Below are 13,203 nucleotides of genomic sequence, written 5' to 3' on the forward strand. Positions count from 1 at the left end.
GGTCCCTACGGAGGGAAACCCTCCTGCAGGACTGGCTCCCCAAGACCGCGCTGGCTCACCAAAACATTGATTCAGTCAATTTCTCACCTCCAGCCTGACGCCCTAGCAAAAAGTGAGCAACGACAAATAAAATAACTATTGGAACCGAGGAAAAGTGAACAATTCGGAGTGCTTGCCAACTGCCAAAACTATTTACTATAAAAGGGAATTGGGCAGGTTTATACATTCCTATACCTGTGAAGATAGCCAGTAGTAAAATAGGAATAATGCCTGTGTAGACAATGCGGTGCCAAGCATAAATTAAACGTTTTGAATTTTTACTTTTTTGCAACGCTTGCAAGTCGTTGATACCTGCAAATCGATGTCGCCACCGCCGAGTGACGAAAATATAAATTCCATACCACAAAAGATTCAGCGAAAATAACCACATAGCAGCAAAATGCCAGTGTCTGCCGCCAGCAAGCCAACCTCCTAAAGTAAATATCCCAGGAATGTGCCAACCTGATCGCCCACCAAAAACAGGATTAGCGTTGTAAATTTGCAGCCCACTGGTAAACATAATAAATAAACTGATAATGTTAATCAAGTGAAAAATTTTGGCTGCTATTGCTTGAGTTGGTAACTTGCGATTTTTATAGAAAAAAGTTGAAGTCATAGATAAGATTATTGTTATCTAGCTTACAGATTCAGTTGTCTGTAGGAATGCAAGGCATTATAGTCCTACACCTTCACCTTACTATCTAGCCGTACTCTTGCTCAATAATTTTCCAACTAACCGCACTTACTCCAGACTCCAAGCTCAAGCGGCTGACAATTTGTTCCAAAAAAGGATCGTTGCGATCCTGCGTGACTAAATCAGCTTCAACTTCCACACGTTCGGGAGTTTCTTCGAGATCCTCGCTATGTAAAGAACGCAACTTCATTTTACCAGTGGCACTGACTGCCTGTAGCAGCAGGGCACGGACATGAGCCTCATCGTTGCTACGACAAACTATAGAACAGCGATAGCATAGCTCAATTTCTGTACCCTTGAGCGGTTGTTGATTAATTCGGTAACCCACCGGACGTAGAAAGATGTTTGCCACTAAAACTGCTACTGTTCCTATAAACGCCTGTGGGAAAAATCCACCTCCTGCCAAAGCGCCCACTGCTGCGACACACGCTAATTCACGCGGGAGCTAAGTGATTTAAAATTCCAAAATTATGGTTAATAGAAAATTAGGAACTAGAGAATTTACTCAATACCTAATTTCTTTTTCATTCTTTATGGTATACGTACTTTACAATAATTTTTTGACTACAAATTTGCTCATTAAGGTTAAGCTTTATCACTTTTTTATTAAGGAAAGGTTATCTCCATGTTTTGCTAGAACTCTTGCTAACATTTTGCAGTATCTTTTCAAGATTTTGATGTAATGATGTAGGAGAAGAGAGGGAAAAATATTCTTTCATCTCCTACTGCTTGTAGTCTTCAATCACTGAAAAATACTTTCCTCTATATGACTACTACACCACCTATTAAATCAGCAGAACTTACTCCCACAAATAATCAGCTAACCGTAGCACAGCGAGTGGAAGCAGGCAAAGCATTACGTCAAGTTGTTTGTCGAACTGCCCATCGCGAGTGGCATCCTACAGATCGCCCAGATCCAATTGATTTGTTAGAAGTATCAAATCAGGGACGCATACCAGAGTTAATCCCCATCCGTTACGATCGCATGTTGCAGTCAACCTTTGCTTTTCTACGGGGAAGTGCAATTATTACAGCGGCTGACTTGGCAACTACTCCCACAACAGGAATCCACGTACAAGCGTGTGGAGATTGTCACTTACTTAACTTCGGTGGGTTTGCCACACCCGAACGAAATCTTATCTCTGACCTCAATGACTTTGACGAAACCTTAAGCGCACCTTGGGAATGGGATGTAAAACGCTTAGTGACAAGTATTATTGTTGCGGGGAAAGATATCCGTCTGACTGACAAAGACTGCTATGATGCTGCCGAAGCAGCAGTCCGTGCCTATCGCTTGTCCATTGAGGAGTATGGGCAGATGGGGACTTTGGCGGTGTGGTATGCGCGACTGGATGCTAATGTGCTGGTGGAACACGCGCCTGATGAAGAAACTCGCAAATATTGGGAGCAAATGGCAAATAAAGCTTTTACCCGCACAATGCAGCAAACATTTGTGCAGCTGACAGAGGAGGTAAACGGACAACGGCGGTTTATTGATCAACCACCCCTGTTGTATCATCTACCACTACAGGAGCAATATTTAGAAGAAGTAGGGGTATTGTTTGAACAATATCGTGACACTCTGCAAAGCGATCGCCAGTTTTTACTAGATCGCTACCGTCTAGTAGATGTAGCCATGAAGGTGGTTGGCGTTGGCAGTGTCGGTACTCACTGCTCAGTTGCACTGCTGTTGAGTAACGATAATGATCCTTTGCTGCTGCAATTTAAAGAAGCCCGTCCCTCGGTATTAGAACCCTATGCGGGCAAAAGTTCCTACTCCCACAACGGACAGCGCATAGTCAATGGTCAACGCCTCATGCAGGCAGCTAGTGATATTTTCTTGGGTTGGACGAGTAACAGTCGCGGACAAGATTTCTATTTTCGGCAATTAAAAGACATGAAAACCTCGATGAAACTCAAGGGAATGTCTGCCAGGGGTTTGGAGGATTACGCGGAAATTTGCGGTTGTGCCTTAGCCCGCGCCCATGCTCGTTCCGGCGATTCTGTTGTTATCAGTAGCTACTTGGGTAAAAGTGATACTTTTGACTCTGCTGTCGCAGATTTTGCTGTTACCTACGCCCATCAAGTTGAGCAAGATCATCAAGCACTCGTAGCAGCAGTCAAATCCGGTAGGGTTGTCGCCTCTTCAGGTTAAGCAGAATTAGCCGTGGGTTTATGGTTCTCTACTCTCTGCAGGCACTGATTCTGGTAGATAAAGCCGTTCTTCGCTAGCATCGTACTCAAACAGTTCTGCGTAACGTCCCCAGTCAATAGCAGTAGCAAATTGTTTTTCTGTTTCTACGTGCGGAAAATATTCATCTAGTAAATCCAGAAAGAAATCTCCTCCCATTGATCCATTTTGTTTTTCTCGCAGCGTCTGTAGTATACTAACTAACATGGGCACACGTTGCAGTACTTGCTGTCTAAACAAGTCTTTACTTCGCAAAATCGTTGTGGTAGCAAAGTCGCGTCCAATTTCGGTAAGCTGAACATCGCCTTGTATAACATCTGCAAAGCCCAGCATCACAGCACCATCAAGAATGGGCAACAGATCATCTACTTCGAGCTGAATTCGTTCTGCTAGCCTAAAAATATCTTCCTTGCCTTCTGGTTTCTCTACAATCAACTCCAACAAACCACTAATCCCACCCACTCGTACATGCGGTAACGACTGAGCATAAGGTGATTTAGATGGTTGTGGAACTGTGGGGGCTGCCACCGCCACTTCCCCAGTCACTTCAACTTCTGGGTTGGTCATCGCCGTGTAGATATAGTCTACCAACGCTTTGAAGCGAACGTTTGCGCGATCGTGAGGACGCGGCAAATCAATAACAACTTCACCACGAACGCGCCCTGGATTGGATCCCAGGATAATCACTCGGTCTGCCAGAAACACAGCTTCCTCAATGTTATGGGTGACAATCAAAATACTTTTGGACGGAAAGGTGCCAGCATTCCACAAGTCGTCGATTTCACCCCGTAAGTTCTCAGATGTTAGAACATCCAGCGCACTGAATGGCTCATCCATAAACAGCACTTGCGGTTCCAGAACAAATGCCCGTGCAAAGCCAACCCGTTGCTTCATACCACCGGACAACTCTTTAGGATAGGCGCTTTCAAAACCGTCCAAACCTACCAAGTCAATTGCTTTGAGTGCTTGTTGCCGTCGCTGAGATCGAGCAACTCCCTGCGCTTGCAGTCCCAACTCCACATTTTGTTGGACTGTCAACCAAGGTAGCAACGCAAAGCTTTGAAACACCATTGCTACATCTTTGTTCGCTTGTTGCAGACGTTTACCACTGCTAATAACCTGTCCTTCACTTGGTGGAATCAAGCCTGCCATGATCCGCAACAAGGTGCTTTTGCCACTACCACTGCGTCCCAGCAATGCTACAACTTCACCTGTATGAACTGTCAAGTTGACATTACGGAGAACCGTAAACTCTCCTTTGCCATCTGGCAGAGGAAAACTCTTATTAACCTGCTCGACGGCAATCAATACCTCATGAGTTGCTTGCGTAGTTGTCATGCTTGCACTCCTTTCTACAGATGATATTTTGTTTCCGCCAGTTGATACAGTCGTCGCCACAAGACTCGGTTCAGTCCAACCACATACAGACTCATCATTCCAATCCCCAAGGTAATGCGGGGCCAGTCACCCACTTCAGTCGCCTTGGCGATGTATGCTCCTAACCCAGTTGCAGTCAGGGTAGTCTGTCCCCAAGCGACAACTTCAGCAATGATGCTGGCGTTCCACGCCCCACCACTGGCAGTAATGCCACCTGTAATCCAAGCGGAGAAAATGCCAGGGATGATTAACTTGCGCCACAACCGCCAGCCACGCAAACCAACATCCGTTGCCATCTCGCGCAGGTCAGTTGGAATGCTCATAGCTCCAGCAATGGAGTTAAACAGGATGTACCATTGGGAACCTAGAGACATCAAGAAAATACTACCCCAATCGATGCTGACGTGAGCACGAATGAAGAAGAGAGTCGCGAAGGGAAAAATGAAATTTGCTGGGAAGGATGCTAAAAATTGTACCACAGGCTGCAACAGGCGTGATAGTCGCGGATTGAACCCGATCGCCACACCAATTGGTGTCCAGATCAGCGTAGCTAGCACTAGTAGCACCAGTACACGCCCCAAGGTCAGTAACCCCAGCCAAAAAGTCTTGAACACCTCACCCAATCCCACTGTTGTGAGAATAAAGTGCAACCCAGCAACCAGCAATCCGCCAATCACGATTAGTAAAGTGAAGTTGTAGAGGCGATCGCTCACCACTTGGCGACTCTCGTTGATCGCAACTCGTGGACGTTCTGGGGTCAGTGATGATAGTAGACGGTTGATAGTTTCACCCACCGGAGTGAACGCCCGTCTCATTAAACGTGGAAGCCGCGCAGCTTTGAGCAAATCGAACACCCAGGAGTTGGGAGCTTCTGCTGCCGAACTCTGTTCTAGCCGAAACTTATCCGACCAGGCAATCAGCGGTCGCCAGAACAGTTGGTCTACCAGTAAAATAACCACAGCGATCGTTAGGAATGCCCAACCTAAAGCAGGCAAATCCTGAGCGGTGACTGCTGCTGCTACGTAAGAACCAAGTCCGGGCAACGTATACTTTTGGTTAAGTACACTAATAGCTTCACTAGCTGCGACAAAAAACCAGCCGCCTCCAAAACTCATCATTGCGTTCCAGATTAGCCCAATCATCGCGCTTGGCACTTCCAGCTTTGTAAACCGCTGCCAGGCCGAAAGCCGATAAAGCCTTGCTGCCTCATCTAATTCGCTTGGTACCATTCTCAGCGACTGGTAGAACGAAAAGGTCATATTCCAGACCTGACTTGTAAAAATGGCAAAAATTGACGCTGCTTCTAATCCCAGTAAACTCCCAGGGAATAGAGCAATAAAGCCTGTCACCGTAATCGACAAAAAGCCCAGTACTGGTACTGACTGTAAAATGTCGAGGAGTGGGATCAAGACTTGTTCTGCACGACGGCTTTTGGCAGCAACATAGCTATAGATTAAAGTAAACAATGTTGAGCAAAACAGCGCGATAAACATCCGCAGAGTTGAGCGTGCAGCGTAGTATGGCAGATGAACCGGATTGAGGCTAACATCTGGCACTACATCCGGCGGTACAAAACTCACTAAAGTACCAGCACCGACACGTGCGATTAGCCCTAGTAACACCAATGTGCCAAAAATCAGGGCAATATCAGCTAGACCGAACGGGAAGCGTCGAAGCGCTTCTGGGGATGGGAAGGTCCTCCTCAGCATAGGTTATGGAAGTTTTCCCCATATGGTAGACAGTATTATTTAAGCATCAAACTTATACATTTGTATCGTGCCATAAAGCAGAAGGCAGAAAGTAGAAGTTGTGCCTTTTGCCTTCTACCTTCTGCCTTGTATATAATTTGCTTTTGTTCGTCGTTTTACTGATCGTTACTCAATTTGTCCCGTAATTCCGTCCAATGAACACCCGCGAGATTAGGTAACACAACGTGTGCTGATCCCACTCGTTCACTAGGACCAAGTCCTATAGCATACATGCCGGCGGCAAGCGCAGCCTCAATACCTGCGGCTGCATCTTCGACAACGACACATTGCTCAGGTTTGAGTCCTAAGTGTTGGGCAGCAAAGAGAAATAAGTCTGGTGCTGGCTTGGGTTGCTGCACGCTGTAACCGTCAGCAACCACATCAAAGCGATCAGCAATACCCAGTTTTTCGAGTACCGTTTGAGCATTTTTGCTTGCAGAACCAAGGGCTATCTTAATCCCAGCTTGCTTCAACTCATCCAACAATGCAATTGTTCCTGGCAATAAATCTCCCGGCGTCATTGTCTGGATAAAGTCCACATAGTAGCGGTTCTTGCGATCCATCATCTCCTGGAGTTGTTTTTCTGAGTACTGCTTTTTACCAACTATCTTCAGCAGTGACTCGCGACGAGAAACACCCCGCAGATCTTCATTTGCTTCGCGGTTAAAGGGTAATCCCTCTTCATCTGCCAGCTTTTGCCAGCCTAAGTAGTGGTATTCTGCTGTATCTGTAAGAACACCATCCAAATCGAAAATAACTCCTCGGATATCTGGAAGTGTCATAGTATCTTGTGGTGTAGGACGTAAGTCGATTTCGTGCCACTCGCCACGCCAATGAAGCTTGAACTTCAGACGTTTCCACCCCGGTGGTAATTGTGGCGTTGCTGTTGGTTGATGTTCTGCAAATTGGACTCCGCCAAACCCCAAAACCACAGCTTGCCAAACACCACCAGCACTAGCACCATGAATTCCTTCGTGAGCATTGCCACGAACATCTTCAATATCTACTAATGCAGCTTGCATAAAGTGTTCATAAGCCTCTTTGGATTTGCCCAAATCCGAGGCTAAGATAGCATGAATGGCAGGTCCTAGAGATGAACCGTAGGTGATGTCTGTACGGGGTGCGTAGTAGTCCCAGTTTTTCTCCACCGTTTCTGGGGTGTAGGGAAATTCCTGTGATTGGCGCATTAAGTACAAAAGCATCAACACATCTGGCTGTTTGAGCACCTGCCGCTTATTTGTTTCCTCAATACTCAAAATCATTTGTATTGAGCGGTTACGTGGTTCGTACTCTGCCAAGTCGATATCTTCTAATTTAAAGAACCCCTCGGATTGCTCGACAAGTCCTGTCGAAGGATCGTAGGGAATCCATATATTATTGATAATGTCTTGCCAACGAGAAATGCGTCCTGCACTCAGCTGTAGTTTTTGTTGGAGTGTGTTAAAACGGTCAGGGTAAGTATGACGCAACCAGTCATAGACAAACAGCGCTTTCTCCAAATGCCATTGCACCATCCGGTTTGTAAAAGCGTTGTTGTCTGCAATCTCGTGGTACTCATCCGCTCCAATCACCCCGCGAATTTCATACCGTTCGTGCTTGGTGTTATACTCAACGCGACTCCCCCAGAAAACAGCAGTATCGAGAAGAATTTCTGCACCGCAGTCGCGCATCCACTCATCGTTGTCAGTCGCTTTCCAATAGTACCAAACGGCATAAGCAATATCAGCACTAATGTGGATTTCGCGATCGCGACACCAAATCCTTATGTCTTCTCCGTAAAAATCGTTAGGAGGCAACCAACGTGGTGTCACTTCATCACCAGTTTCTGCACTTTCCCAAGCATACATTGCCCCTTTATACCCGTAATGAGATGCCTTACGTCTGGCACCATTTAACGTCAGGTAGCGGTAAGTGAGCAAGTTACGAGCAAGTTTCGGTTGAGTATAAATGAAAAAGGGCAAGATAAAAATTTCCGTATCCCAAAACACATGACCGCGATAGCCAAAGCCTGAAAGTGTTTTTGCTGGGATACTCACCTTCTCATCGTGCTCTGGGGCTGAGATCAGTAATTGAAAGATATTGTATCGAACGGCAAGTTGAGCTTTGGTATCTCCTTCAATCAAGATGTCGCTTTTATCCCAAGCCTGGGCCCATGCTTGTACATGGGCATCTACCAACGCTTCATAGTCTGGGAGTTGAGCAAGCTTTTCATTAGCTTCTTTTACAGGGTTATCCACATCTCGTGACGTGAAAACTGTGACAAACTTATCCACAGTAACCGTTTGTCCTAAAGAAGCTTGGAATACGGTGCTCAAAGTCGGATAACCTGGAGGACTACTGACTTGTACTGGCGCATCGGCTCCTAATACCGTCATTCCAACAGCCATCCCCAAGTTAATCCGGGTGTTGCGAGTCTGGAGTTGCAACCAGGCTCCTCGATTGGTTTTGCCTTGGTCTATCAATTCCCAATGGTTGAAACCTTGATTTTCAGGATAGCCACTAATGCTACCTTGAATTTCAATCAACCCGTCAAAATCTACTGGCGTTAACTGACAGCGTAGCCCTAAAACATGTTCATCTGCAAGACTTGCAAAGCGTTCAAAGCAGAGATCTATTGTCTTTCCGCCAGGACTGCGCCAACGTACCTTACGCCTAAGGATACCACGAAGGAGGTCAAGCTGTCGCTCGTAGCTCAATATCTCGCCGCGTTCGGTACGGAAGCGTTCGCCATCGACTGTGACAATCAATGGTAACCAGTCGGGACAGTTAGCAAGTTCGGTGTAGACAAGAGGAACATTATCATAAACCCCATGAATGAAGGTTGCTGGTACTGCACGAGTAGAACCTTCCTCAAAACTTCCCCGCGTTCCCAGATAACCGTTGCCAATAGTGAAAACAGTTTCTCTGTGCTGAATCTGGTTCGGCTTAAGCTGGGTTTCGACAAGTGTCCAATCTGTATAAGTAAAGTCGTGGGAATTATCTGTTTTATCCATGGCAAACCGGGGGTTTTTGAGATCAGATGTTACCTTTGCATATGTTGTTCCAAAATTTTCTCAGCCCTAGGTTTGTAGAGCAGATAAAATAAAGTTTCCACGTAGCCAGCTTTGGCTTCGCCAACTTCCTGGTTCACAAACTTCCAAAAGCTATAGATTTTAGCTAGCAGTAATAACTGCTTGGTGTGTAACTGCCAGTTATATTTGTTACGCACACGCTGAATCACCAACTCCGATATCTTATACCAGTGTTCTAAATAAGCATTGCACTGGTCAATAAAGCTTAATATCGTCTTAGCTGTTCCTTCTAAGTCTGTTGGATTTAGCAGAAAACCATCTTCTCCATTTTCGATGATTTCTAAGGAACCGCCAAATTGAGTGGCAAAAGTTGGTAATCCGGAACTCATAGCTTCGAGAATGGTTCGTCCAAAGGCTTCAAAGCGGGCAAAATGGACGAAAATTCCTTGGAAATCCGCAATAATACGGTATGCTTCTCCCAGATCCGCAATGGGGATTTGCATTCCTACCCAACGAATGTGACCGTGAAGATTATACTCGTTGATAATATTGTGGAGTCTTTCGATTTCTTCTGTTTCTTTTGAATTTGTTGCTTGATGAGGATGCAGCTTGTCAGCCACAATAATTAAATTGCAACTCTGCTGTAATTCCTGACTTTTACCAAAGCATTCTGCCAAACCCGCAAGGTTATCAATGGCAGTCATCGCACCAACGGCAAAGATGGGTCGCTTGCTTTGATTTTCTAGGTGTCCAAGGATTTGAGGATCTTCACGGGTAAACAGTAGATCTTCAACTGTTCTGCTAACAGTAATATCTCGGTCTTGTTTCTGGTTACTGGGGAAGAAGATATGTTCATTCACCCCTGGTGGTATCATGTTGAATTTGGGACTGAACAAGTCAATACCATCTACCACATGATACAGCTGGGGCATCGTAAAACATTTGTAAGACTCATACTGACCGCGTGTATCGGGTGTACCCACAATTTCTTGGTAGGTCGATGTAATGATGAAGTCTGCCCCGTTCATACCGATAAGATCAGCAGTGTATTGTGCTGAAAAATGGTATTTATCCTCTAAATCATGCCAGTACAAGTTACTGAACAGGTGCTTGGGTTTTTCCAAAGAATGAGCAATGTTGCACTGAGTCACTTTCAGACGGCGCGCCAACAGAAAAGCAACTAAGTTACCATCGCTGTAGTTACCAATGATCAGATCTGGACTACCTCGAAATTGGGCGAGGAGTTCTGTTTCTGCGTCAAGGGCAAATCTTTCTAGATAAGGCCAAATCTCATATCTGGAAATCCAGTTTTGAGTGACATTAGGATTAGAACCAGCAAAAGGAACGCGCAAGATCCAGGCATTTTGTGTGCCCTCAACTTTTTCCAAGCGTAGATTGCACAATGTTCCTTCGCAGTTGGGGATCAGGCGGGTGAGAATGATAACTTGGGGTTGGATACCAAGAACGTCTAATCCTGCAAGTTTGATTTCTTCTTGGAGTTTATTTTCTAGGTGACGCGCTTGTTCAAGAACGTAGATAACTTGACCTGTTGTTTCAGGTCTTCCCAAAACACCTTCTTGGGAAACCCAGCCGTGTATGGAAACCAGGACAACACGAAAAACTGTGGGAACACGCGAGACAAAAGTTTCTAGAATGGCTGGTTCTGCAGTGTCAATCAGTCGGTTGAGAAGTTCTAGCGTTTCACGCACTCGCGATGCTGTGTTACCCCAACCTGGTTCAAAACCGAGTTCTTGAAGGTCAAAGCGAAATTTTTCGTAAGGTTCGCCTTGAGGACGTTCGTTGAGGAAATTTAGGGCTTGCTTGAGTTGTTTGGCTAGCTGTTTACCTGAATCGATACGACCGTTGATCAGTAAGGGAATACCATCATAGGAATGTCGGTGAAAAACATCAAACAAAACCTCTAACCAGTATTCAGGATCAGTCAACACTTGACCGCATAGGTGACGGTTGAGAAAACCTAGACCTTGACCAATGTTTCTCGGGTCGTTAATTCTAGGGTAACCGTGGTAATATGGACTGAAATCAATTTTTAAGATTTGGGATTGAGAGCGGTTGACCAAGTGATCGCGCGCATCCAGTAAAGCTTCTGGCGTCATCTGCTCAAAACTTGTCATGTTTGCCCCAAGCCGCCAAACCTCTTGGCTACCAATCCTTGGTCGCAGAATAAACCATGTAATTTCTCCTTCCACAATCATTTCGTGGGTGTAGTGTATGAGTTTTCCTACAGAGGAAGAGTGGAAGAAGTAACCTGGCTTTTCTGAATTTTGACAGTACTCAGCAAAAACATGTAAAATTTCGTTTCTCAGAAAGTACCTTTGATCCAAGGCACTCAAAGTCTTGATTAAATGACGCAGAGCAGTTTTTTCTTCACTATTTAAGATAGTTTGAACCAGTTCATGCATGGCAAATTTTTAAACATTAACTAGACCAATACCTTATTTTTCTACACTTAATCCTGAAAATAACACTCCTTCTATCTAACGATTTTATAAAGAAGAATCACACAGAATGATTCACCCCCTACGTTAGCGCATATTTCGCTTGAAGGCTCAGGTTCTACAGAAAGGTTTTAGGTATTTGTTTAACGTCAAAAACAAGTATAGCCCAGTAATTTTTAGGAGCAAGTTATTATTGTAGCTTATGTAACAGTTTTGATGGAAAATTGACTTTTGATATGAAGTCTGGTTGATTAGTTATTATTCGCGTTTTGTACAAGAACTTTAAAACCCTCTCTCCCTCAAACCTGTACCCCGCGCCTTTACAGTCTTAATGATAAGTCTTGAAAGGGACATGATATGAGTAGGTGTCCTGATTGTTCTGCTTAATCAACAACCAGAACTGTATCATGAAAGTGACTATTTCATACTTTTGGATAGTCTTGAGCTTTAGTTGAGAGCCAAATAAATTTCTTACGGGTTGAGAATGAACAGTCAAGCTTTATACTGGTAATGACTTAAGACCAACCATTAAACTAAAAAAATTAACTTATATAAAGAAAAATAATATGTCCATCTCAAAAACAGAAGCAAAACAACTCCTAGAACGTCTTATTTTTGATGATGCACGCCCTCATGACTGGGTGCAGGATGTGTGGGGGTTGAGTCCAATATTAGGAGACAGTGCAGCAAAATTGGTAGAGGTTTTTGAAGCCCTGATAGAATGCTGTCCGCAAGAGAAATTGGAAAATTTGCTGCAAACCTTTTATCAAGAGGATCTTGAGTGAAGAGGTCATGATTACTTAGAGCGATATGCAATACGGAGACTTTGCACCAAAATTACTAGAGATGCGATCGCCATTAATCCACCCCAAAACCAATAAGGTAAAAGCAATTGCTGCTGCATTTGCGCTGTGTCAGAGAGCAAACCAGGACCAGCAGAGGCGCTAAATAAATAGTCCACTTGATGGTAAGTACTAACACAAGCTTGTACGCCGAGAAATTGAATCCCAAATCCCTGCATCCAACGAGGAGCTTTTAGTGCAACACCAAGGATAATCAGACCAAGTAGAGGAATTGCGACGATTCCAAATAGTGAGCGTACCCAGATGAGTGTCGAAATCAGTAAAAAACCTCCCAAAATCGTCAAACTCAGATGCGCAGATCTGAAACTACGAGAAGCCAAAATTAAACCTGCACCAGCGATAGGTGGACCCATTGGTCCTGCTGCAGCAACCAAAGCACGACCAATGGGTCCTAAGTACAACGGAAGGCTATGAAAAGCAACACCCGAACCATTGGAAAAAATCTCCAGCTGCTGGAACTGTCCCCCTAAAAGGAGTGCCATCAAGCCGTGACCCATTTCATGAAACCAAGTTGCCAGAATGGTGAATGGGTATAAAATGTAATTACCTCCTGGAACTTGCCACAGCACAATAGTGGCGATCGCTGCAGCTAGAAGCCAAAACAAACCCATCCGGTCAACTGTTTTTGGCGCTTCTCTTGTGAGCAAGGGTTCAAAATTTTTTCCAAGGTTAGTCATGGTTCACTTTTAATGGGCATTGTCTTCCTATCATTTCGATTGTAGTTGTATTTATCTATCCGTTGTTTGTGTCTAGTAGCATAATCAACCAGTTACCAGTTACCAGTTATCAGTTACCAGTTACCAGTTATCAGTTACCAGTTA

The 13,203-nt window shown here is 44.7% G+C and carries 9 protein-coding genes; 2 read left to right on the plus strand and 7 right to left on the minus strand.

The annotated features are described in order from the left end of the window. Positions 1-55: 55 nt before the first annotated feature. A complete protein-coding gene (locus AC5590_RS06290; RefSeq protein WP_169268355.1) occupies positions 56-655 on the minus strand; it encodes a cytochrome b/b6 domain-containing protein in 600 nt (199 codons plus the stop codon). 85 nt (positions 656-740) lie between these two features. Then, positions 741-1,139, minus strand: coding sequence for an MgtC/SapB family protein (locus AC5590_RS06295; protein WP_248277404.1), 399 nt, complete (start codon positions 1,137-1,139; stop codon positions 741-743). A gap of 360 nt (positions 1,140-1,499) precedes the next feature. Between AC5590_RS06295 and AC5590_RS06300 the strand changes: the two genes are divergently transcribed. Then, on the plus strand, positions 1,500-2,888 hold the full coding sequence (locus tag AC5590_RS06300; protein WP_169268356.1) for a DUF2252 domain-containing protein: 1,389 nt from the start codon (positions 1,500-1,502) through the stop codon (positions 2,886-2,888). A gap of 18 nt (positions 2,889-2,906) precedes the next feature. Here the strand turns inward: AC5590_RS06300 and AC5590_RS06305 are convergent, their stop codons facing one another. The 4 genes from AC5590_RS06305 to AC5590_RS06320 all read right to left on the minus strand — a co-directional run bounded on the left by AC5590_RS06305 (position 2,907) and on the right by AC5590_RS06320 (position 11,483). Beyond that, a complete protein-coding gene (locus AC5590_RS06305) occupies positions 2,907-4,262 on the minus strand; it encodes an ABC transporter ATP-binding protein (protein ID WP_169268357.1) in 1,356 nt (451 codons plus the stop codon). Between the two features lie 14 nt (positions 4,263-4,276). Then, on the minus strand, positions 4,277-6,010 hold the full coding sequence (locus AC5590_RS06310; protein ID WP_169268358.1) for an ABC transporter permease: 1,734 nt from the start codon (positions 6,008-6,010) through the stop codon (positions 4,277-4,279). 155 nt (positions 6,011-6,165) lie between these two features. Beyond that, a complete protein-coding gene (gene pgmB / locus AC5590_RS06315) occupies positions 6,166-9,042 on the minus strand; it encodes a beta-phosphoglucomutase (RefSeq protein WP_169268359.1) in 2,877 nt (958 codons plus the stop codon). Positions 9,043-9,071: 29 nt separating this feature from the next. Further along, positions 9,072-11,483 (minus strand): sucrose synthase, encoded by a 2,412-nt coding sequence (locus AC5590_RS06320; protein ID WP_169268360.1) that lies wholly within the window; start codon positions 11,481-11,483, stop codon positions 9,072-9,074. A 602-nt stretch (positions 11,484-12,085) separates the two neighbouring features. Here AC5590_RS06320 and AC5590_RS06325 point away from each other — a divergent pair. Further along, a complete protein-coding gene (locus AC5590_RS06325) occupies positions 12,086-12,304 on the plus strand; it encodes a hypothetical protein (RefSeq protein WP_169268361.1) in 219 nt (72 codons plus the stop codon). Between the two features lie 11 nt (positions 12,305-12,315). Here AC5590_RS06325 and AC5590_RS06330 read toward each other — a convergent pair whose 3' ends face one another. Continuing rightward, positions 12,316-13,059 carry a M50 family metallopeptidase gene (locus AC5590_RS06330; protein ID WP_169268362.1) on the minus strand — a complete coding sequence of 248 codons (744 nt, stop codon included), beginning with the start codon at positions 13,057-13,059 and terminating at the stop codon, positions 12,316-12,318. Positions 13,060-13,203: the final 144 nt, after the last annotated feature.

The sequence above is a fragment of the Brasilonema octagenarum UFV-OR1 genome (assembly GCF_963888615.1).
GTDB lineage: Bacteria > Cyanobacteriota > Cyanobacteriia > Cyanobacteriales > Nostocaceae > Brasilonema > Brasilonema sennae.

What these genes read in the sequence shown, in the direction of transcription:
- AC5590_RS06290 (WP_169268355.1), bottom strand. Translation starts at nt 655, where the DNA reads ATGACTTCAACTTTTTTCTATAAAAATCGCAAGTTACCAACTCAAGCA.
- AC5590_RS06300 (WP_169268356.1), top strand. Translation starts at nt 1,500, where the DNA reads ATGACTACTACACCACCTATTAAATCAGCAGAACTTACTCCCACAAAT.
- AC5590_RS06305 (WP_169268357.1), bottom strand. Translation starts at nt 4,262, where the DNA reads ATGACAACTACGCAAGCAACTCATGAGGTATTGATTGCCGTCGAGCAG.
- AC5590_RS06310 (WP_169268358.1), bottom strand. Translation starts at nt 6,010, where the DNA reads ATGCTGAGGAGGACCTTCCCATCCCCAGAAGCGCTTCGACGCTTCCCG.
- pgmB (WP_169268359.1), bottom strand. Translation starts at nt 9,042, where the DNA reads ATGGATAAAACAGATAATTCCCACGACTTTACTTATACAGATTGGACA.
- AC5590_RS06320 (WP_169268360.1), bottom strand. Translation starts at nt 11,483, where the DNA reads ATGCATGAACTGGTTCAAACTATCTTAAATAGTGAAGAAAAAACTGCT.
- AC5590_RS06325 (WP_169268361.1), top strand. Translation starts at nt 12,086, where the DNA reads ATGTCCATCTCAAAAACAGAAGCAAAACAACTCCTAGAACGTCTTATT.
- AC5590_RS06330 (WP_169268362.1), bottom strand. Translation starts at nt 13,059, where the DNA reads ATGACTAACCTTGGAAAAAATTTTGAACCCTTGCTCACAAGAGAAGCG.